This window comes from Bradyrhizobium sp. SEMIA, assembly GCF_014844175.1.
Classification (GTDB): Bacteria; Pseudomonadota; Alphaproteobacteria; order Rhizobiales; family Xanthobacteraceae; genus Bradyrhizobium; species Bradyrhizobium arachidis.
Genome location: NZ_CP046601.1, coordinates 7,132,511 through 7,152,577, shown reverse-complemented (window position 1 = coordinate 7,152,577; position 20,067 = coordinate 7,132,511). Strand labels below are relative to the sequence as shown.

The window sequence follows — 20,067 nt, the reverse complement described above, 5'->3', positions numbered from 1 at the left end:
CGGTGTTAACACGCAGGCGAGCCACTTCCTTCGAAAGGGGATGCGTGGCCGGCCTGCCGCCGGTCACGGTCGAAGATGACCAGAACTGCCGTACCATTGCTGATCGTCCTTTGCGTGCTCATCGGGCTGTCCACGCACATGGTCGTCAATTGCGGCGACGAGGATGATTCCGACATCTGCTCGGCTGTGATCGGCTTCTCGCCGCTGCGTGGCTCGCTGATCGCCTTTGCCTATGAAGGGCGCGGCCGGATCGCGATGCGCCATGGCGACTTCCGGCGGGCGATCGCCGATTTCGACGAGGCCATCCACCTCAATCCCAACCGCGCCTCGCTCTATCGCGATCGCGCGCTGGCGCGCCGGCAGAACGGCGATCTCGCGCTCGCCATCGAGGATTATGACGAGGCGATCGCGCATGATCCCAAGCTTGCCGCGCCCCTATCACCAGCGCGCCCTGGCGCTCGCCGCCCACCCGGCGACCCTCGACCGCGCCATCCTGAGCTACAACACGGCGATCCGCCCTCGACCCGTCGATGCGCAGGCCCGCCTCGACCGCGGCCCTTGCCTTCCTCGCCCGCGGCCAGGCCGACGGCCGCGCGGGCCAAGCTCGCCGAGCTCGCGAGCGCCGAGCCGGCCCAGGTGTCGGTGCCGAGAAGGTGAGGTCTCTATCCGCGAGTCCCGGAATCGTAGGGTGGGCAAAGGCGCACTTGCGCCGTGCCCACGATCTTTGCAATACGGCAACAGACGCGTGGGCACGCTTCGCTTTGCCCACCCTACGATGCTGAATGTGCGGGGCCACCTTCTCCCGCAAGGAGAGAAGGGAAGAACTCCGGCGCTACTTCGCCTTCTTCGCTTTTGCCTTCTTCGCCTTGGCCTTCTTCGCAGGCTTGTCTTCCTTCGGCTTCTCCGCCTTCACCGCAACCGGCGTGCTCGCGGCAACCCGCATCGACCTGGCGTAGCTGTCGGCGACGTTGTCGGCGGACATCTGCAGGCGCCTCGCGGCGGCGGTGGCCTGCTCCATGGTGGCCTTGGCCATCATCTTGAAGCGCTCGCCGGTCTCCTTGCCCTTGGCCTTGGCCGCAAGGCCGTTGAAGCGATCCCGCCGCTCCTTGGCGCGGGTCATCAGGCCCGTATGCAGCTGTCTGGCCAGTTGCCGGATCACGACATCCAGGTCGCGTCCGCCATGTTGTTCTATCCCCTTGAAAACAGTCTCGATGCGGGCGGGACTATGCAGATCGGGCCCCACCTTGGCAATTCCTCCCCACGCGTCATCCGCAGCTTCCGGTTAGCAAAACAAAAAAGCCGCGCTGTTGGCGCGGCTTTTGGGGTGTCTGAGGCAGACGCCTTATTTCAGCGAGGCGACCGGGCCGCTCGTGGCTGCCGGATCGGGATCGAAGCCGAACACGCCGACCAGATATTTGTAATAGTCCGGCATCTTCTCCTTGAGCGCCTCGCGCGACTTCGGGTCGTGGAATTCGCTTTTTCCCGCCAGGAAGATGCTGCCGGTCACGGCGAAGAATTCCATGGGATTCTTCATCGCATAGGATTCCTTGGGCAGGAGGTCCTTGGTCTTGGCCAGCGCATAATAGAGGATCACGCCCTTGTTGGCGTAGCCGTCCGGCAAGAGCCGGGCGTGATAGGCGTGCAGCAGCTCGTGCAGCAGCACAGCCTCCTTCTCGTAGCGCATCATGTCCGGTCGCAGCATGATGACGCCGAGGCCCGAATCGACCGCGAGGTCGACGGCGTTGGGATTGGTCCAGCGCTGCTTGTCATGGTCCCACACCGTCAGCGTCCGCGGCGCGCTGCGCTGGATGTCCGGGGTGACGCGGCCGTAGCAGGCGGTCGCGGCGCCCTCGTCGAGACAGGCGAGCTCGCTCGCGACGATCGGGACGGTGCGGAAGAAGCGCAGCACGCGCGGCGACAGGCCGGATGCTTCGACGACGTCGATCTGCTGCTTCACATTCTCGGTGAGCTTCTCGACGTCCTTGCGCTCGGAATTCTCCGTGAGGTCGAACATGTAGCCGCGGTAGCTCTGGAAGCCGGGCGGCAGCGGCTGCGCTGCGCCAGCGGCATCGAGCGAGCCGGCATGGGACGGATTGGCGAAAAGCGCGCCGACAATGGTTGCGGACAGCAGCAACGCAATGCGCATGATGAACCCCCTGATGTCACTTCGCCCGGCAGGATAGGCCACCGTTGTTTGCGAAAAGTGAGTGGGGCAACACTAAGGCACCGATGTTGAGGCGTGCTTAACCGCTGGTTGCAGATCGCGGCAGCTGATTAGGGCGGGGTTAACCAAGGCCGATACTGCGGGCGCAGGCTGTCATCCGTCACCCTGAGGTGGCCGCTTCTTCAGCGGCCCTCGAAGCGCGACGGCCCGGCTGCCGCATCGGGGCCGTGCATCCTTCGAGGCTCCCCCTGCGGTGCTCCGCACCGCAGGCCTCGCACCTTCAGCGACAACGGCTTCGCCGTTGCGCGGAGATGACGGGGCTGGCTGTCAGGTGTAGGTTGACGTTACCAAGCTTCAGACAGCCGGAAGGGAGGATGCCATGTATGCCGCCATCCGTCAGGCCAAGGCGAAAAGCGGGAGCGCGGAAGAACTGGCGCGCCGCATCAAGGACGGCGCCGTTCCGATCATCAGCGACGTCGACGGTTTCCGCGCCTATTACGTCGTCTATGCCGGCGACGACACGGTGACCGCGATCTCGATCTTCGACAAGTTCGAGCAGGCCGAGGAAGCGAACAGGCGCGCCATCGCCTGGATCGAGAAGGATCTGGGCCCGCTGCTGGCGGGGCATGCGAGTGCCGCCGCCGGGCCGGTGATCGTGCATACGCTGGCGTGAGGCGGGTCAGTCACGCCTCATTTTCCACTGTCATGCCCCGCGAAGGCGGGGCATCCAGTACTCCGCGGCGTCTCGGTTCAATCACAGCCGCTGCGGCGTACTGGATCGCCCGCCTTCGCGGGCGATGACAGCGGTGGGTGTAGCGGATGCCTTCCGCCAAACGCGAAGCAATGCCCGCGCGATTCCTGCCCTCACAACTCCCGCGCATTCGAGAACGCGAACGAACTCACCCGTCTGGTCGTCTCGTCCAAAATCAGCGTGCGCGTGATCGGCGGCTCGGCGCGCTGGGCGCAGTTTTCGCGCTCGCAGAGGCGGCAGTTGACGCCGATCGGCGTGCCCTCGGTCTTCTCGAGGTCCAGGCCGGCGGCGTAAGTGAGGCGCGCGGCGTGGCGGATCTCGCAGCCGAGGCCGATGGCAAAGCGCGGCTGCGGCAGCGGATGGGGTGCCACCGGCCGGCGCACCATCTGCGCAATCGAGAAATAACGCGTGCCGTCGGGAAGCTCGATCACCTGCTTGAGCAGGCGATCCGGCGTGTCGAAGGTCGAGTGCACGTTCCACAGGGGGCAAGTGCCGCCGAACTTCGAGAACGGGAATGTGCCGGACGAGAAGCGCTTGGAGACGTTGCCGGCATTGTCGACGCGCAAGAGGAAGAACGGAATGCCGCGCGCGTTCGGCCGCTGCAGCGTGGTGAGGCGGTGGCAGACCTGCTCGAAGCCGGAATTGAAGCGCTGCGCCAGCACGTGGATATCGTAGTTGAGCGCTTCGGCCGCCGCGAGGAACGCCGGGTAGGGCATCATCACGGCCGCCGCGAAGTAGTTGCCCAGCGTGATCCGGAACAGCCGGCGCGGCGCGTCGTCGAGCGGGCCGGCACGGCCGATGATGGTCTCAAGGGCTTGCGTGCATTCGCCAAGGCCGAGCTGGAAGGCGAGCTGGAACGCGCGGCCGGGCGGATCGACCAACTCCGAGATCAAGAGCTGGCGGCGGTGGCGGTCGAATCGCCGCAGCGTCTCGCGCATTACGTCCACAGGCATGATGCGGGTCTGGATCGAATGCTTTTCGCGCAAGCGCGCGGCGAGCGCGGCGTAGAGCCCTTCGGCCGGCACGTTCAATTCGTCGCGCAGCGTCTCCGCAGCCTGCTCCAGCTCCGGAAAATAATTGCGGTTGGCCTCGATCAGCTCGCGCACGCGCTCGACCGGATTGGCCTCGAAGCGCGTGCCGACGTCGCGGTCGGCCATCTGTGCGGCCGCCAGCGTCTCGCCCTGGCGCGCCTCGGTATAGGCCGCATAGAGCCGCTGCAGCGCGTGGGTGACGCCGGGGCAGAGCTCGGCGAGATCCCGCAGCTCCTGCTTGGGAACGTCGATCTGGCGGAACAGGGGATCGGAAAAAATCTCGTTCAGCTCGGCGAAGAAGCGGTCCTCGTCAGCGGTGGCGAGGTCGCGCAGGTCGAGATCATAGGTCTCGGCCAGCCGCAGCAGGATCTGCGCCGTCACCGGGCGCTGGTTGCGCTCGATCAGGTTGACGTAGCTCGGCGAGATCCCGAGCCCCTCGGCGATCTGGGTCTGCGACAGCCCCAATTGCTGCCTGATCCTCCGGAACCGCGGCCCGACGAACAGTTTCTTCCCGGATTCGGCGGGCATTTCTCAGGTCTCCATGCACGAAGGTCAGTTTTGTTGACCTATATTTACAAAATTTACAAAATAACATCTATTACATGTTCTGATGTTACATGACATCACCATTCGAATACAAGGCCTCTGTACGAACTTCCCTTTCTCGCGTTTAGCTCATGACACGCATTTCGCAATGCACTGTCAAAAATGTCGATGGCGAAGCCGAAGGCTCCGTCATCATCGAGAAGGATCAGGCACATGAATTACCAGCCCCGCGGCATTAGCGCTCTCGAGCGTCCGGCGTCCTATCAGAGCGAGATCGAGGCAGCCCAGGCGCTGCTTCAGACCAAGCCGACCTGGAACGGGGTGACGGCCGAGGCCGTCGCGCGCATGCGCCTGCAGAACCGCTTCAAGACCGGTCTCGACGTCGCCCGCTACACCGCGGCGCTGATGCGCGCCGACATGGCGGCCTATGACAAGGATCCGACCAAGTACACCCAGTCGCTGGGCTGCTGGCACGGCTTCATCGCCCAGCAGAAGCTGATCTCGGTCAAGAAGCATTTCGGCGGCAAGACCGATCGCACCTACCTCTATCTCTCCGGCTGGATGATCGCGGCGCTGCGCTCCGAGTTCGGCCCGCTGCCCGACCAGTCGATGCACGAGAAGACCTCTGTGCCGGCGCTGATCGAGGAGCTCTACACCTTCCTGCGTCAGGCGGATTCCCGCGAGCTCAACGACATCTTCCGCCTGCTCGACAAGGCGCGCAAGGAAGGCGACAAGACCCGTGAGAAGGAGCTGATCGAGAAGATCGACAACTTCCAGACCCATGTCGTGCCCGTCATCGCGGACATCGATGCCGGCTTCGGCAACGCGGAGGCGACCTATCTGCTCGCCAAGAAGATGATCGAGGCGGGAGCCTGCGCGCTCCAGATCGAGAACCAGGTTTCCGACGAGAAGCAGTGCGGCCACCAGGACGGCAAGGTCACCGTGCCGCACGACGTCTTTCTCGCCAAGATCCGCGCCTGCCGCCACGCCTTCCTCGAGCTCGGCGTCGAAGACGGCATCGTCGTAACCCGCACCGACTCGCTCGGCGCCGGCCTGACGCAGCAGATCGCCGTCAGCCACAAGCCCGGCGACATAGGCGACCAGTACAACAGCTTCCTCGACTGCGAGGAAATCACCGCTGAGAACGCCCGCAACGGCGACGTCATCATCAACCGCAACGGCAAGATGATGCGTCCGAAGCGGCTGCCCTCGAACCTCTACCAGTTCCGCCCGGGCACCGGTGCCGACCGCTGCGTGCTCGATTGCATCACCTCGCTGCAGAACGGCGCCGACCTGCTCTGGATCGAGACCGAGAAGCCGCATATCGAGCAGATCGCCAGCATGGTCGACCGCATCCGCAAGGTAGTGCCGAACGCCAAGCTCGCCTACAACAACTCGCCGTCGTTCAACTGGACCCTCAACTTCCGTTGGCAGGTCTACGACGCGATGAAGGAAGCGGGCCAGGACGTCAGCAAGTACAACCGTGCCGAGCTGATGAAGGCGGAGTACGACGACACCCCGCTGGCGAAGGAAGCCGACGAGCGCATCCGCACCTTCCAGGCGGATTCGGCCAAGCGCGCCGGCATCTTCCACCACCTGATCACGCTGCCGACCTATCACACGGCCGCGCTCTCGACCGACAATCTCGCCCGCGAGTATTTCGGCGAGCAGGGCATGCTGGGCTACGTCAAGAACGTCCAGCGCGCCGAGATCCGTCAGGGCATCGCCTGCGTGAAGCACCAGAACATGGCCGGCTCCGACATCGGCGACGACCACAAGGAGTACTTCGCGGGTGAGGCCGCCCTCAAGGCGGGCGGCGCCCACAACACGATGAACCAGTTCGGCTAACGCACCACGCGCTTCGAGAGGAGACTGACAATGACCAAAGGCAGCAATTTCTGGGTGATCGGCGGCGAGTTCGGCTCGATGAACTTCCACAAGCTCGTGGAAGGTTCGGCCCAGGTCAAAGGCCCCTTCAAGACCCGCAAGGAAGCCGAGGACTGCTGGCGCGAGGTCTCGGAAGAGAGCCGCCACAAGGCCGGCGTCCGCTTCTCGATCGTGGAAGAGCCCTCGCGCGTCTCGGCCTAAAGCATGATCCGGAAAAGTGCGAAGCGGTTTTCCGGAAAGATCATGCGTAAACAACAACCTGAAGCGCGATGACGATTCATCCAAATCTCAGCGCTTAAGAGCCCGGCCGCCAAGCTGAATTAAGAAGACGTCCAAGGACGGATGGTCCCATCCAGGCTCTGCCTGGGTGGGATCGTCTGTTTTTGGCACAATCAGTCGGCTGTGGGCGCCGTAAGTATCTGGAATTGTGGACCCTTTGCGGACGGTTTGGTTGCTGATAGGTTAACGTCAGCAATTCAGGACGAGGCCGACAATGTCAGAGCCCGAGACCAGCGTGACCCATCCCAGCCAGCCGCGCCCGGTGCGGCTGCGCGATGCGCTGCTGCGTGCGCGGATCGAGGCCGCCGACCGGACCGGCGTCGTCGTCGACCTCCGCGACGCCGAGGTGGCGCGGCTGGAGATCCTGAACGACGCGCTCGATCCGCTGTTCGCGCAGGTGCCCGACCAGATCGACCTGTTCGACCGCGGCATCAGCCAGGGCGAGACGCCCAGGCTCTGGATCGACGTGGTCGCGCACATCGTGATGGGGCGCGACAAGCGGCAGTACCGCTTCGTGCAGGACACGCGCTTCGGCCGCATCGTGCTCGCCGAATCGCACGACACCGCCGTGATCGTCGAGGCCGTCACCGACTATGTCGCGCGCCGCATGATCGAGCGCGAGCGCGCGATGGTGGTCCCGCCCGAGCCGGCGCCCGAGGTCGCGGAGATGCCGCGGCGGCCTTCGCGCGTCTGGCCGTTCGTGTTCGGCTTCATCCTCGGCGCCGCCGCGCTGTTCGGCCTCGCCGTGGTGGCGGTCTTGCGGAGCTGGTGAGGACGCACGCGCGAGCGCGCAAATCTCTCAGTTCGTCATTCCGGGATGCGTGCGAAGCACGCAGGCCCGGAATCCATAACCACTATCGTGAGTATGGATTCCGGGCTCGCGCTTACGCGCGCCCCGGAATGACAGTGACCTCAAATCAACCTCGCATGCTTGACCTGCTGGATCTGAAACCCAGCCCCGAGGCCCCGCACCGTCTGCTCGCAGCGCCAGCCGGCATTGTCCCTTTCGATCGTGAAGAGATTATACGCCGCCGCCGGATAGCGCCCATGCGCGAGCGCGGAGGCCGAGGGTACGCCGAGCGCGGGAATGTTGCCGTTGGGGCCGTCGAACCACATTGTCGAATGAATGTGGTCGTGCCCGTGCAGGATCAGCTCGACGCCGTGGCGCTTCACGAGCGCGAGCAGCTCGGCCGAATCGGTCATCCGCTTCTGGCGTGCGGCCGACTTCAGCGGATGATGCACCAGCAACACGCGGAAGACATCCTCGGCCGCGAGCCGCTTGAGCACCTCCGCGAGCGCGGCGAGCTGATCGCGCCCGAGCGTGCCGGTCGCCATCAACGGCAAGGTCGGCACCGCCGTCGACAGGCTGATCAGCGCGAGCGGCCCGCGCCGGCGCACGTTCGGAAAGCCGATGCGGCCGTCGTCGCCGGCAAGATAGGGCGCAAAGGTCTCGCCGAAGCGATGAAAGGTGGCGCGGACATAGGCGTCGTGATTGCCGGGAATCGTGGTGACGCGGTCCGGCGGCCCGACATCATCGAGCCAAGCGCGGGCAGGCGCGAACTCGGCTTCCAGTGCGAGGTTGACGAGATCGCCCGTCACCGCGATGTGGTCGGGCGCCTGCGCCTTCATGTCGGCGACGATGGCGTCGAGCACCTCGCGGCGCTGGTATTTGTGGCGGTTGCGCGTCCAGTTGACGTAACCGAGCACGCGCTTGCCCGCGAGCTCGACCAGCCGCGGCTTCGGCAATGGCGGCAGATGCGGGTCGGACAGGTGGGCGAGCGTGAAGGGGGCCAGCGTGTTGCAAGTCATGGCGCGCGATTGCCTCGCTATTCGTCCGCTGTAATGGCAAGGTCGCGGCCAGCGCGCAAGCCAAGCCTGGCAATCAAGCCTGACAAGCAAATCCTGAAGCGGAGCGTCAAGGAAGCCTGATGGGAGAACCTCTCGACCGGATGCGACGGAAATTCGAGCCGCTGCTGCGGCACGTCTTCCACACCTATTTCCTGTTCGTCCGCGGCATGACCCTCGGCGTCCGCGCCGTGGTGCTGGATGCCGAGAACAGGGTGTTCCTGGTCAGGCACAGCTATGTCAGCGGCTGGCATCTGCCCGGCGGCGGCGTCGACTATGGCGAGACCATGGAGCAGGCGATGCGGCGCGAGCTCAAGGAGGAGGGGGACATCGATCTCACCGGAGGGGCCGTGCTGCACGGCATCTTCCTCAACAGCCACATCTCCCGCCGTGACCATGTCGCGGTCTATGTCGTCAGGCAGTTCAGGCAGGATCGTCTGCCCGAGCCCAATCGCGAAATCGCCGAATGTGGTTTCTTCGCGATCTCGGCGCTGCCCGAGAGCACCACGCCCGGCACGCGGCTGCGGCTTGCCGAAGTGCTGGACGGCAGGCCGCTGATGACGACGTGGCGTTAAGCTGATTCTGCGCTAGGCAGTTTGGCGATAGCCCGCTCGAACGCCGGGCTGGCTGCCTTCTTCGCCTGCAGCTCCAGCGCGAGCAGGCTCTGCTCCTGGATCAGCGCGCAGTTCTGCCGCTCCAGCCGGTGCAGCCGCGCCGTCATGTTGTGCATGAACGCGAACACCACCAGGAACAGCGCGCCGAACATCACGACGAACGGGAACACGACGCCGGTCAGGTGGCTGAGGAGATAGGCGAGACTTGGAAACAGCGCGAAGCCCGCGGGGATGATCGCGACCATGGACAGCATCAGGAAGTCGTAGAGATCGAACTTGCCTTGCAGCGTCTTCTTCAGCAGCACCAGCATGTAGACCAGCGCGAAGACGGAGATGACGACGACTGTCTCGATGCTCGGAAGGACGTTTGTCACGGCCGCCTCCTCAATCTGTTCGATGAAATCGTGAAGTCGCAAATCGAAAACGAACGCGTCATGGCGATCTCGTGAGGCGCGCGAGCAGGATGTAGCCGAGGACGCGGATCATGTAGCTCGCCGATTTCAGCCCGTCGATCGAGCTGGCGCCGGCCTCCCGCGCCCGCATCTCGACTGCGACCTCGTTGACCGTGAGGCCGGCGCGCATCGCCCAGGCCAGCGAGATCGGCTCCGGAAAATCCGTCGGATAGGCTTTTGCGAAGAAGGCGATGGCGGCGCGGTCGAGCAGCCGCATGCCGCTGGTCGGATCGGTGATGCGGCCGCCGGTGCTGAAGAGGCTGTTGAGCGCGAGCACGATCAGCCTGATGCCGGCGCGGCGCATCCGCGTCGAGCAGAAGCCGGCATGGTCGATGAAGCGGCTTCCGATGGTGATGCTGGCGGGGTCCTTGCGATAGGCGTTCAGCAGCGTCTCGATCGCGCGCGGATCGTGCTGTCCGTCGCCGTCGATCTGGATGCAGAAATCGAAGTTCTGACGCGCTGCATATTTGATGCCGGTCTGCACGGCGCCGCCGATGCCGAGATTCTGCGCGAGGCGGGCGACCGGCGAGTGACGGCTTGCGACCGCGGAGGTTGCATCCGTTGAGCCGTCGTCGACGACCAGCGTGTGGTAGCCGCGGCCGGTCGCGGCGATCTCGTTCAGGAGACCGCCGATCGAGGCCTCCTCGTTGAAGCAGGGGATGATGAGCAGGATTCGCGCTGCGCCAGCACCGCTGCGGCACGTGTCGGTTGAACCGACGCCCAAGCCCAAGCCCAAACCCATGCCGATGTCGGCCACGTCCGCCTCACCCCCAAAATCCCCACTCTTGCTATACTTGCCGGTGCTTTTCCTGTACAGGCGGCAGAGCCCTTTTCAAGCTGTGGCGGCTCGCCCGGCAGGCATCCATGAGAGCTGTTAGAGTATTTTTTTCGCTTTTGTTTCTGGCAATTCTGGCCAGCAATGTTCGGGCGATCTCGCACTGGAGCGAGAGCCGTGGCGTCTATGACGACATCTGCTATCTCCGGCAGGCGCATCTCTTCCAGCGTTTCGGCTGGACCGGCATCGATACCAGTCTCGCCCACGAAACCGACGGCTATCTCGCGGGCAAGTTGCGTAGCATCGATTTTCCGAATTGGAACGAGCCGACCCGGGCGCCCTGCCACACCGAGACCGCCGACGGCAGCAAATGGGTGATGACGCCGCCGCCGGGCACGGGTTTTGTGCTGGCGCTGTTTCCGGAAGGGTTCCAGGTCATTCCGCTCTATGTGCTGGCCAATGTCATCATCGCCGGCTTTGCGCTGTATGGACTATGGCGGGCGCGAGAGCCCGGGTCCTTGACGCTTGCAGCAGTGTTCGGCGCGCTCGCGATCTACTTCATGATCAATCCGACCAAGGCGAGCTATTCGATGGCGCCGACCATGGTCGTCTGCGCGTTGACAGGTCTGTTGACTGCAAGACTGTTCATTGGCGACAGAAGGCGTCTGCTGATGATCGCCATCGTCGGTCTTCTGCTCAGCCTGTCCGTGAGCTTCCGGATCGCCAACATCGTTCTTGCGGCCGGCTATTTCCTGTTCTTCGGCGTGTCGTTCCTGGTCTGGCGCACCCGCGAGAGCTTCGTGTCGGGCCTTGCGCTGGGTCTTGCATTCCTTGTCGGGCTGCTGCCGGTGTTCGCCGCGAACCTCGTCAATTCGGGTCATCCGCTGGTCTCGGCCTATGGCGGCCAGGATACCGCGGCACCATATCTCGATCCCGCGGTGCTGGCCGCCTATCTCCGCGACCCGCAGTTCCCGTTGATGGTGGTCGCCTGTGCCGGCACCGCGCTGCTGTGGCGTTTCGGTGACCATGCGGGCGTCAGGCAACTCGCGTTGCTCGTCGCCGGAAACCTGGCGCTGAATCTGGCATTCTTCGCCACGCATCCGGTCTTCACGCAGTATTACATCATCCCGATCCTGATGCTGTCCCTGTGGACGCTGCTGTTCGCCGCCGTCCTCACCCGCGGGCCGGCGCGGGGATTTATCGCCCAGAAGTCCGATGGACCGCGGCCGCGCGAGATGTTATCCCGCATCCCGCATTGACGCGTTTTCCGAACGCGAACAGGTCCACTTCGCTCGAAGACGCATGCCGACATGAATGATCTCTCGCTCTCCATCCTTCCAGAAGCCGCCGGCGACGCCCAGGCCATCGAGCGGCTGCATGAGCGCACTTTCGGCCCCGGCCGTTTCGTGCTCAGCGCCTATCGCATCCGCGAGCATGTCGATCATCTGCTCGACGTCTCCTTCACCGCGCGCATCGGCACGCTGCTGGTCGGCTCGGTCAGGCAGTTGCCGATCCTGATCGGCGAGACCAAGGCGCTGATGCTCGGGCCGCTCACCGTCGAGCCGCCGTTCCGCGACCGCGGCATCGGCCGTCAGTTGATGGAGCGCGCGTTGAAGGACGCGAAGGAGAAAGGCCACGCCATCGTGCTGCTGGTCGGCGACGAGGCCTATTACAGCCGCGTCGGCTTCAAGCCGGTGCCGAAGGGCCGCGTCATCATGCCGGGCCCGGTCGATGCCGCCCGCGTCCTGGTGTACGAGCTGGTTGAAGGTGCGTTCGAGGGCGTGTCGGGGACGGTCGTGCCCGATTGGAGCAAGGCGCGGGGGTAGCGGTGCGGGTCGAAAGGAATGTGTTCGCTACTGCTTGTTGCGATTTTTGCTCGCACCTCTGAGCGGCGGGGGCGATGACAGCGCACTCGCCGTCTCCGTCATCTGGATGCAGGTAAGTAGATCGACATAGCTCTGGGATCCCGCTGATACCGCCTCGCCCTCGCAGGCATCACGGACAGTGGACTTGGTCGTCGCCCACACCGTGCCGAGCTGTTGCTGCGCTGCCGTCTCGTCTAGCTCTCCATCTCTAAAACTGTCCCGGCTGCGCCGGCGGAGCCGGCCAATCAGACCTGACATTGTTGGGAGCGGCGCGATCGAACAGATCCTGTCGCAACACAAAGCCGCGTGCTGCCGAAGGGGCATCGAGCGCAAATGGCACCTTGGGTCTGGTTGTGCCGATCGTATTCTTCGGTGAAGCATGAGCTGCCGTTCCGGCAGATGCGGTGTCGGTCGTTGCGAGAGCGGCAACAGCAAGAATGAGGACGTACGATGCATTTGAGAACATATGAATTCTCCTGCGATCAAATCCACGTCCCGGGCAGAGGGCCACGGCATCTCGTGAAAGAGGTTGATTCAGATCAATATCGACGGACGCAGAAAATGCTCCCAGCGCGCCTCGCACCAGGCTCTCGGCGGTCCGCAGCGCTGGCCGGTCGCGATGCCGCAGAAGCGCAGTTTCGTACTTCGACTGTCTAGCCTCGTAGCCCGGATGGAGCGAAGCGCAATCCGGGAAACGTTTTGCTGCAGAGGTGCTGTCCCGGATTTCGCTTCGCTCCATCCAGGCTACAGCGCTCGCAATGACCTAGAACTTGAAGTTCGCGAACGCCCGGACGCCGATGCCGGGCATCAACACTTCGTCCTTGGTGTAGGACACCGAGTTGCGGATGCTCTCGTTGAGGAGATTGTTGCCGACGATGCCGGCCATCATCTCGCGCGCGCCGAACCAGTTGCGGTCGAGCTTGGTCTTGTAGCTGACCTCAGCCTTCAACAGGTTGTAGCCGGGTGTCGGCGTCTCCGCGACCGGGGCGATGTTGTTCTGCGCGAAGGCGTGCAGCAGGTTGACCCGCATCAGCCAGTTGTCGTCGCGCCAGAACACGCCGCCGCCCATGCGCAAGGGCGGAATGCGCGGCACGTTGGTGCCGTCGCTGAAGGTGGCGCGGACCACGTCGAGCTGGTTCTCGATGCCCCAGATGCCGCCCTGGAACGCGCCGACATCGAGCTGCGACTGGAATTCGCCGCCGCGGAAATTCGCATTGCGCTGCGAATAGACCGCCTGGTTCAGCTCGGCGCCGGGCGCACCGCAGGAGGCAAAATCGTTGTCGCACATCACGCCGGTGAGGCGGCGATAGATGAAATTGTCGAAATGCGTGTAGTAGGCGGTGGCTTCGAAGCGGAACGGCCCCGTCGCCTTGCGCACGCCGACCTCGATCGACTTCGCGGTCTCGATCTTCAGGTTCGGATTGCCGATGTCGAACGTCGCGGTTGCATCATGAGCGCCGCGCGAGAACAGCTCGGCCGGCTTCGGCGCGCGCTCGACATATTGCGCGGTGATGCTGCCGACCATGCCGCCCGGCAGGTCCTGCAACAGGCCGATGCTGCCGCTCTTCGGCGTGAACGACGGATTGCGCGCGATTGCCACCTGCGGCGTGCCGTCGGGCAGGTAGTCGGCCGGGAAATTCGGCGTCGTGCCGCGCAGCTCGACATGCTCGATGCGGCCGGCGATCTGGGCTCGCGTCGCATCCGTGAACTTGAACTCGTTGAAGGCGTAACCGGCAACGCGCGTGTTGTTGTTGGGGTCCCACAAGCCGTTGAACAGCGTGCCGGGATTGTCGGGGCTCGGTGCGGTCAATTCCTGGTGTCCGACCTGGAAGCCCAGTGCCGTCGTCACCTCGGCGAAGCGCGCGTTGAACGGCATCAGCTGCACCTCGGTGCGGATCTCCTGCTCCTTGTTGGTGAAGGTCTGCCGCACACCGTCGGTGTTGGGATCGGCGGGATCGGCGAGGCCGATCTCGTTGTGTCGATAATCCGTGGCGCCAGCCCAGAAGCGGATAGTGTCGATCGCGGTGGCATCGGGCCGGTACTCGCCCTTGACGTTGATCTTGGTCTGGTGACCGTCGATCCGCGTGTTGTGGTCGGCGCCGTCGATGCCGGGGATGTAGTAGAGCGAGTCGTTCTGCGTGATTGCCGCGCCGATATAGCCGCCCTGGAAGAAGTAGGAGCCGCCGATCGAGGCGCCGTCCGACCGCGTCGCCGAGTTGGGCTGGCGGCCGTTGGTAATGATGCGCGTCTGGTCGGTCAGGTAGGGATAGCTCGGAATGCCGTAGTCCGTGGTGCTGCGGCCATAGGCGTCGGCATGGAAGGCAAAATTGCCGCCGCCGGTGTCGAGCAGCACACCGCTTTCGACGCCGCGATCGACCGAGCTGAAGGCGCTGCGGGTCTCGGCGGTGACGCAGGGCGAGGTTCCGGCGGTTGCGAGCGGCGCCTTGGTCGGCAGGCCGTAGCTCTGGAACGAGGGAGCGCAGGACGGCAGCGCATCCGGAATCCGGTTGTTGGCAGCGCTGACGACGCCGCCGATCGAGGTCGAGCCGTAGCGCAGCGCGGCCGGCCCGCGCACCACCTCGACCTGGTTGGTCGCGAGCGTATCGATCGGGACGAAATGATCCTCGCCGAGATCGGAGGCGCCGCCGGAATTAGTGCCGTTCTCGACGATGCCGACGCGGTTGACGTCGAGACCCCGGATGATCGGCCGGCTGGAGGCGCCGGGCGCAAAGCTCGATCCGGTGATGCCCGGCTTGGAGAACAGCAAATCGCCGAGCTGGCCGCCGCCCTCGCGGCGGATCTCCTCGTTCGGCACCACGGTGACGGTGGCGAACTGGTTGGTCACAATAGGCAGAACACCCTGCTGAGGCGCGGCGGCCGTTCGCGGCTTCGCACCCGCGCGGTTCGTGTGGCGCGGCCGGGGGTGCGGGACGGCACCACCACTCTGCGCACGATGGGGCTCGGGGCCGTCACGGTGACGGACGGAAGCTCGGTGGCCACCGGCTTGTCCTGAGCCAGCGCCGGGGTGGCGGCGGCACCGAGCAGGAGCAGGCTCGCTCCGCCGAGGCGCTGCGCGCGTCGCAATTCAAATGACATGGTCCTGATTCCAGTCAGGCGCCGTCCGCGTGATGGTGTGCTGATCGGAGGCGGCCTGCCGTCGCGGCGCGACGGAATTCGACTTCAACGGCTCCCAGGCGATCGCCTGAAAGCGGCGAGCCCGGGTGTGATCAAGCGATGTTGGAAGTCAGGACGCGGGAGGGGCGCGGGGCTGGAACGCCGTGCGGGCCGATTCCAGATGGATGAATTCGGCGTCGAGGGTGCGGTAGAGCAGCTCGGTCGCCTGCGGCAGCTGCAACAGGGGCGGCGTCGCAAACACGACGGTGCCCGCCATCGCGACCACGGCGCAGATCGCGCAATTGTCCTCGCCCGGCTGCTCGCGGTCGGGGCTTCCGGGCGATTGCTTCTGGACCCCGGCGCGGTCGGTCGAAGCGACGGCCTTGCCGTTGTCGGTCTGCTGAAGCGAGGCTGCCGCAAGCGGCGTGGCCTGCGCGAACCAATGGCTGTGGCCGAAGGTCAGCGCGAGCTGCACCAGCATCGCGAACAACGCGAGCCGGGCGCCGTGCCTGATATTCGACCGGAACCACTTCATCTGCAGACGCCACCCCGCATCGCGAGCCGCCGATTTCGAGCGGTCGCGATGTTATAATGTAACATCGCCTGATCGGTGAGGGGATGTCAACGGTGAGCGGAGCCGCGCACGCAGGCGGCCGGCCCGATGTGTCGTTCGGGCAACTCTAGTGCGATGAGAAGATGAACTCGAATCGAGTTGGGCCAACAGCGTTGCTCTCTCCGTTCCCTCCCCCCTTGTGGGGGAGGGGCAGGGAGAGGGGTGCCGCACGGGGACTCTTTCCGTCGCGCACCCACACGCGACGCATCGCCAACGTCCGGCACCATTTGCTGGGCTACCCCTCTCCCTAGCCCTCCCCCACAAGGGGGGAGGGAACGCACCGGCGTTGGGGGCGCCAAGCAGATCCAATCAAACGTTAGGAAATCACCGCCCCTCGCGCACCCACGTCGCCGCAAACGCGCCGAGCAGCAGCAACAGTCCGATCAGGCCGGCGAAGATCGGCAGCACGCCGACGCCCTTCACGACGCTGGCGTCGCGCATCCGCACGCCCATCCAGCCGTCGCCGGCGAAGACGCTCGCCGAGCGCGACGGCACGATGCGCGGCAGCTCGACGCTGTTGCCGTCGACGACGCGCACGGCATTGCCGCCGGTCGCCTGCGTCAGCGGCTTCAACGTCTCGGTGGTGGAGGTGACTTCCGAAAACTCCTTCGGATTGGTCGGGCCGACATTGATCAGCGCCTTCAGCGTGCCGTCGGTGGCCTGCCACAGGCCGAGCTCATTGGCCGGCAGGCTGGCACGCCACTCGCCGGGATCGCCGGCGCTCAGCGTCAGGTCGCGCGACACGCCCGACGGCGAGGTCACGCTGACAGGGGGAACGCTGTCCGCCATGGTCTGGCGCACCACGACGAGATCCTTGCCCTGCACCTGGAGGCGCAGCGCCTCTTCGTCGAGATCAGGCTGCTTCATCAGCCAGTGCGACATCCGCCTGAGCAGATCGAGATGCGGGCCGCCGCCTTCATAGCCGCGCGCCCACAGCCAGATGTGGTCGGAGAGCAGCAGCGCGACGCGGCCCTCGCCGAAGCGCGACAGGAACAACAGCGGCTTGCCGTCGACGCCCGTCATGACAGGCGGGTTGACGGCGTTGCGGGTGTCGACGGTGCGGAAGAACCGGCTCCAATGCGGCGGCTCGCTGGCCGAGCCTTCCAGCCCGCGCGTGACGGGGTGGCGTTTGCCGATGTCTGAGAGATGCGCATAGAACGGCTTCTCGGTCACGCCGACGGGCTCGGCCGGCAGCACCGAATCCAGCGGCGTGCGCCAGATGCTGGTGTTGGAGGCATAGTCCGGACCGGCCGAGACCAGCACCGCGCCGCCGCTGCGCACATAGCGCGCAATGTTGTCGAAATAGGCGATCGGCAGCACGCCCTGGCGGGCGTAGCGGTCGAAGATGATCAGCTGGAATTCGTTGATCTTCTGCTGGAACAGCTCGCGGGTCGGAAACGCGATCAGCGACAATTCATTGATCGGCGTGCCGTCCTGCTTCTCCGGCGGACGCAGAATGGTGAAGTGCACGAGGTCGACGCTGGCGTCGGACTTCAAGAGGTTGCGCCAGGTGCGCTCGCCGGAATGCGGCTCGCCCGAGACCAGCAGCACGCGCAGCTTGTCGCGCACGCCGTCGATCGCGACCACGGCGCGATTGTTGACCGGCGTCAGCTCGCGTTCCAGCGGCGAGGCCTCGATCTCGACGATGTTCGGGCCGGCATGCTTGATGTCGACCTCGACGCTGGCGGTCTGGCCGCTCGAGAGCGTGCGCTCGTTGATGGTCTCGCCGTCGCGGCGGACCGTGACCTTGGCGCGCTCGCCGGAGACGCCCTGGTCGTCGAGGCGGTAGGTGATGGTCTGGCTCTGGCCGACGATGCCGAAACGCGGCGCCGCCGTGATCGCGATGCGGCGGTCGCGCTCGTCCTTCTGCCCGGTGATCAGCGCGTGCACCGGTGCCTGGAAGCCGAGTGCGGCGGCACTGGCGGGAATGTCGTGGACGCGGCCGTCGGTGATCAGGAACGCACCGGCGACACGGTCGACCGGCACGTCCGACAGGGCCGAGGCGAGGGCGCCGAACAGCCGTGTGCCGTCGGTCTCGCCGTCGGCCTGTCCGGCGTCGACGACGCGGACCTCGAGTCCTTTGATTTTCTTCAGGCCGTCGACCAGCGCTTCCTGCGCCTGGGCTGCCTCGCGATTGCGGTTGCCGAAGTTCTGGCTCGGGCTCTTGTCGACGACGACGGCCGCGACCGAGGTGAGGGGATCGCGGTCTTCGCGGGTGAAGGACGGATTGGCGAGCGCCAGCAGGAACAGCGCCAGCGCCGCGACGCGCACGGCCGCGCCGCGCGCACGCGCCACCAGCAGCAGAAGCGCGATGACCACGATCGCCGCGAGCGCGATCCACAGCACGATCGCGGGAACAAGCGGCGTGAAGGCGATGCCGTAATTCATATCGATCCTATTGCCCCAACCGTTCGATTAGGGCCGGTGCGTGCACCTGGTCGGCCTTGTAGTTGCCGGTCAGCGTGTACATCACGATGTTGGCGCCGGCGCGGTAGGCGAATTCGCGCTGGCGGGGGTCGCCTCCGACCACGGGCAGCATGGCCTGGCCGTCGGGCCGCACAGCCCAGGCGCCGGCGAGATCGTTGGAGGTGATGATGATCGGCGAGACGCCGTCACCGCCGCGCGCCGGCCGCTGCGCAGCCTCGTCATCCTCTTCGCGCGGCAGGGTTTCGACCCAGGTCTGGCCGGTGCTGAAGCGGCCGGGGAAGTCGCGCAGCAGGTAGAAGGTCTTGGTCAGCACGTGCTCGCGCGGCACCGGCTCGAGCTCGGGGACGTCGAGCGAGGACAGGATCTCGCGCAACGTCCGCATCGCCGGGGTCTGCGACCCGCCGTTGTCGCCGGGCGCGGCCTCGATGGCGTCGCGGGTGTCGAACAGCACGGTGCCGCCCTGCTTCATGTAGGCGTCGATCTTGTTGATGGCGTCCTGCGGCGGCTTGGGCGCGCCGGGCACGATCGGCCAGTAGATCAGCGGGAAGAAGGCGAGCTCGTCGCGCGCCGGATCGACGCCGACGGGATCGCCGGCCTCCAGCGCGGTGCGCTGCGCCAGGAACAGCGTCAGTCCGGACATGCCGGCCTTGACGATGGAATCGACGTCGGCATTGCCCGTGACGACATAGGCGAGGCGGGTCTGCGAGGTCGCCTTCATCGCGAAATCGTCCGCGGCGCTGTCGGCGCGCGACGGCGAGGGCGAGAGCGACGCGAGGCCTGCGAGCATGAGGCCAAGCACGATCGTTGCGGTCGCGGCGCGGCGGCGCAGCAGTGCGGCGAGGCCCTTCTGCCGGACCATAGAAGCCGGCGGATGATCGGGGGTGGCGCGGTCGCGGTAATCCGCAGGCAGCGGCTTCGCGGTCGCCGGCGGCGGGCCGAAGGCGCCAAAACCGTCGAGGATGTGCAGCGGCGCCACCGTCTCGGTGGTGGCCTCGGCGGCAACGCCAGCGCCTGGCTTGGCGGTGTAGCCGGACATGTCGACGACGCGCCTCAGCATTTCGACGAAGGTGCCCGACATCGGCAGATCCGACCAGCGCATGTCGGCGCTGACGTGGAACAGGCTGACAAGGCCCTTGCCGCGATGCTCGCCGGTGACGAGCGGCGTGCCGTCCTCCAGCGAGGCCCAGCTCTTGGTGGCGAGCACGGCGTCCGGCTCGGCCAGAACCTGCCGGTTCACGGTGACGTCCTTCGGCACGACGACGCCGGCGAACGGACCGTCGGCGGCGAAGGAGGCGAGATGCTGCGGCTTCTCCCAGGTCAGGCTGCCGCCGAGCGTGCGGCCGCCCTTGCGCAGCTTGACCGGCACGAGATCGTCCTCGGCCTGCGCGAGGCGGGGCCCTGCAAACCGCACCAGCACGCCGCCTCCGTCGATCCAGGCGTTGAGGCGTTCGCGCAGCTCCGGCGCGATGGTGCCGACATCGGCGAGGATGATCATCGGCAGCTTCTGGTCGAGGAACTGCGTGATGCCCTGCTGCGGCGAGCCCTGGCGAAGTTCGTTGGGACTGTGACGTAGTGTGAGCCGCGCTACGCGCGAACGCATCGCCGCGCCTGCCGCAGGGCGGGGCGCATCGTCTTCATCGGCAGCCGCACCGCCTCCGGGCGCAGGCCGGCCGCGGCCAATATGCCGCGACCAAGGCGGCGCTG

At 65.6% G+C, this 20,067-nt stretch carries 16 protein-coding genes and 3 pseudogenes; 8 read left to right on the top strand and 11 right to left on the bottom strand.

Annotated elements, in window-relative coordinates; translation table 11 throughout:
* Positions 1 to 75 precede the first annotated feature (75 nt).
* A pseudogene (locus FOM02_RS34705) lies at positions 76 to 657 on the top strand (tetratricopeptide repeat protein).
* 175 nt (positions 658 to 832) lie between these two features.
* Here the strand turns inward: FOM02_RS34705 and FOM02_RS34700 are convergent.
* Both FOM02_RS34700 and FOM02_RS34695 read right to left on the bottom strand, forming a co-directional pair.
* Positions 833 to 1,120, bottom strand: coding sequence for a hypothetical protein (locus tag FOM02_RS34700; protein ID WP_265442233.1), 288 nt, complete (start codon positions 1,118 to 1,120; stop codon positions 833 to 835).
* 222 nt (positions 1,121 to 1,342) lie between these two features.
* Complete coding sequence (locus FOM02_RS34695) at positions 1,343 to 2,146, bottom strand: hypothetical protein (RefSeq protein WP_027564327.1); 804 nt, start codon at positions 2,144 to 2,146, stop codon at positions 1,343 to 1,345.
* 397 nt (positions 2,147 to 2,543) lie between these two features.
* Here FOM02_RS34695 and FOM02_RS34690 point away from each other — a divergent pair, with 397 nt between their 5' ends.
* Entirely contained in the window at positions 2,544 to 2,837 is a 294-nt protein-coding gene (locus FOM02_RS34690; RefSeq protein ID WP_014497428.1) for an antibiotic biosynthesis monooxygenase, read from the top strand.
* Between the two features lie 191 nt (positions 2,838 to 3,028).
* Here the strand turns inward: FOM02_RS34690 and FOM02_RS34685 are convergent, their stop codons facing one another.
* Positions 3,029 to 4,474 (bottom strand): helix-turn-helix domain-containing protein, encoded by a 1,446-nt coding sequence (locus FOM02_RS34685; protein WP_027564328.1) that lies wholly within the window; start codon positions 4,472 to 4,474, stop codon positions 3,029 to 3,031.
* A gap of 231 nt (positions 4,475 to 4,705) precedes the next feature.
* On the opposite strand from FOM02_RS34685, the gene FOM02_RS34680 reads away from it, so the two are divergent.
* The 3 genes from FOM02_RS34680 to FOM02_RS34670 all read left to right on the top strand — a co-directional run bounded on the left by FOM02_RS34680 (position 4,706) and on the right by FOM02_RS34670 (position 7,430).
* Complete coding sequence (locus tag FOM02_RS34680) at positions 4,706 to 6,340, top strand: isocitrate lyase (RefSeq protein ID WP_027564329.1); 1,635 nt, start codon at positions 4,706 to 4,708, stop codon at positions 6,338 to 6,340.
* A gap of 30 nt (positions 6,341 to 6,370) precedes the next feature.
* Positions 6,371 to 6,580 (top strand): hypothetical protein, encoded by a 210-nt coding sequence (locus FOM02_RS34675; RefSeq protein WP_008560963.1) that lies wholly within the window; start codon positions 6,371 to 6,373, stop codon positions 6,578 to 6,580.
* Positions 6,581 to 6,872: 292 nt separating this feature from the next.
* Positions 6,873 to 7,430, top strand: coding sequence for a hypothetical protein (locus tag FOM02_RS34670; protein ID WP_027564330.1), 558 nt, complete (start codon positions 6,873 to 6,875; stop codon positions 7,428 to 7,430).
* A gap of 140 nt (positions 7,431 to 7,570) precedes the next feature.
* On the opposite strand, the gene FOM02_RS34665 is transcribed toward FOM02_RS34670, so the two are convergent.
* A complete protein-coding gene (locus tag FOM02_RS34665; RefSeq protein WP_027564331.1) occupies positions 7,571 to 8,452 on the bottom strand; it encodes a metallophosphoesterase family protein in 882 nt (293 codons plus the stop codon).
* 134 nt (positions 8,453 to 8,586) lie between these two features.
* On the opposite strand from FOM02_RS34665, the gene FOM02_RS34660 reads away from it, so the two are divergent.
* The gene (locus FOM02_RS34660; RefSeq protein WP_027564332.1) at positions 8,587 to 9,078 is read left to right on the top strand and encodes an NUDIX domain-containing protein; all 492 of its coding nucleotides are present in this window, start codon (positions 8,587 to 8,589) and stop codon (positions 9,076 to 9,078) included.
* On the opposite strand, the gene FOM02_RS34655 is transcribed toward FOM02_RS34660, so the two are convergent.
* A complete protein-coding gene (locus FOM02_RS34655) occupies positions 9,075 to 9,491 on the bottom strand; it encodes a DUF2304 domain-containing protein (RefSeq protein WP_051378518.1) in 417 nt (138 codons plus the stop codon). The genes FOM02_RS34660 and FOM02_RS34655 overlap by 4 nt on opposite strands.
* A 58-nt stretch (positions 9,492 to 9,549) precedes the next feature.
* The gene (locus tag FOM02_RS34650; RefSeq protein ID WP_027564333.1) at positions 9,550 to 10,326 is read right to left on the bottom strand and encodes a glycosyltransferase family 2 protein; all 777 of its coding nucleotides are present in this window, start codon (positions 10,324 to 10,326) and stop codon (positions 9,550 to 9,552) included.
* A 107-nt stretch (positions 10,327 to 10,433) separates the two neighbouring features.
* Here FOM02_RS34650 and FOM02_RS34645 point away from each other — a divergent pair, with 107 nt between their 5' ends.
* Together FOM02_RS34645 and FOM02_RS34640 are read left to right on the top strand one after the other, a co-directional pair.
* Complete coding sequence (locus FOM02_RS34645; RefSeq protein WP_027564334.1) at positions 10,434 to 11,603, top strand: hypothetical protein; 1,170 nt, start codon at positions 10,434 to 10,436, stop codon at positions 11,601 to 11,603.
* A gap of 51 nt (positions 11,604 to 11,654) precedes the next feature.
* The gene (locus FOM02_RS34640) at positions 11,655 to 12,170 is read left to right on the top strand and encodes a GNAT family N-acetyltransferase (protein ID WP_027564335.1); all 516 of its coding nucleotides are present in this window, start codon (positions 11,655 to 11,657) and stop codon (positions 12,168 to 12,170) included.
* Between the two features lie 247 nt (positions 12,171 to 12,417).
* Here FOM02_RS34640 and FOM02_RS34635 read toward each other — a convergent pair whose 3' ends face one another.
* The 5 genes and pseudogenes from FOM02_RS34635 to FOM02_RS34615 form a co-directional block, all read right to left on the bottom strand.
* Positions 12,418 to 12,948 carry a hypothetical protein gene (locus FOM02_RS34635; protein WP_156950877.1) on the bottom strand — a complete coding sequence of 177 codons (531 nt, stop codon included), beginning with the start codon at positions 12,946 to 12,948 and terminating at the stop codon, positions 12,418 to 12,420.
* A 24-nt stretch (positions 12,949 to 12,972) separates the two neighbouring features.
* Positions 12,973 to 15,305, bottom strand: a pseudogene (locus FOM02_RS34630) (TonB-dependent receptor).
* Positions 15,306 to 15,453: 148 nt separating this feature from the next.
* Positions 15,454 to 15,858, bottom strand: coding sequence for a DUF2946 domain-containing protein (locus FOM02_RS34625; protein WP_027564337.1), 405 nt, complete (start codon positions 15,856 to 15,858; stop codon positions 15,454 to 15,456).
* 402 nt (positions 15,859 to 16,260) lie between these two features.
* Positions 16,261 to 18,324 (bottom strand): membrane protein, encoded by a 2,064-nt coding sequence (locus tag FOM02_RS34620; RefSeq protein ID WP_027564338.1) that lies wholly within the window; start codon positions 18,322 to 18,324, stop codon positions 16,261 to 16,263.
* 7 nt (positions 18,325 to 18,331) lie between these two features.
* Positions 18,332 to 19,909: pseudogene (locus tag FOM02_RS34615) on the bottom strand (DUF4159 domain-containing protein); the annotation flags it as partial.
* Positions 19,910 to 20,067: the final 158 nt, after the last annotated feature.

Excerpts from the sequence above, each read along its gene's own strand:
- FOM02_RS34675 (WP_008560963.1), top strand. The coding sequence starts at position 6,371 with ATGACCAAAGGCAGCAATTTCTGGGTGATCGGCGGCGAGTTCGGCTCG.
- FOM02_RS34685 (WP_027564328.1), bottom strand. The coding sequence starts at position 4,474 with ATGCCCGCCGAATCCGGGAAGAAACTGTTCGTCGGGCCGCGGTTCCGG.
- FOM02_RS34670 (WP_027564330.1), top strand. The coding sequence starts at position 6,873 with ATGTCAGAGCCCGAGACCAGCGTGACCCATCCCAGCCAGCCGCGCCCG.
- FOM02_RS34625 (WP_027564337.1), bottom strand. The coding sequence starts at position 15,858 with ATGAAGTGGTTCCGGTCGAATATCAGGCACGGCGCCCGGCTCGCGTTG.
- FOM02_RS34690 (WP_014497428.1), top strand. The coding sequence starts at position 2,544 with ATGTATGCCGCCATCCGTCAGGCCAAGGCGAAAAGCGGGAGCGCGGAA.
- FOM02_RS34635 (WP_156950877.1), bottom strand. The coding sequence starts at position 12,948 with ATGGAGCGAAGCGAAATCCGGGACAGCACCTCTGCAGCAAAACGTTTC.
- FOM02_RS34695 (WP_027564327.1), bottom strand. The coding sequence starts at position 2,146 with ATGCGCATTGCGTTGCTGCTGTCCGCAACCATTGTCGGCGCGCTTTTC.
- FOM02_RS34660 (WP_027564332.1), top strand. The coding sequence starts at position 8,587 with ATGGGAGAACCTCTCGACCGGATGCGACGGAAATTCGAGCCGCTGCTG.
- FOM02_RS34645 (WP_027564334.1), top strand. The coding sequence starts at position 10,434 with ATGAGAGCTGTTAGAGTATTTTTTTCGCTTTTGTTTCTGGCAATTCTG.
- FOM02_RS34620 (WP_027564338.1), bottom strand. The coding sequence starts at position 18,324 with ATGAATTACGGCATCGCCTTCACGCCGCTTGTTCCCGCGATCGTGCTG.
- FOM02_RS34680 (WP_027564329.1), top strand. The coding sequence starts at position 4,706 with ATGAATTACCAGCCCCGCGGCATTAGCGCTCTCGAGCGTCCGGCGTCC.
- FOM02_RS34640 (WP_027564335.1), top strand. The coding sequence starts at position 11,655 with ATGAATGATCTCTCGCTCTCCATCCTTCCAGAAGCCGCCGGCGACGCC.
- FOM02_RS34700 (WP_265442233.1), bottom strand. The coding sequence starts at position 1,120 with ATGACCCGCGCCAAGGAGCGGCGGGATCGCTTCAACGGCCTTGCGGCC.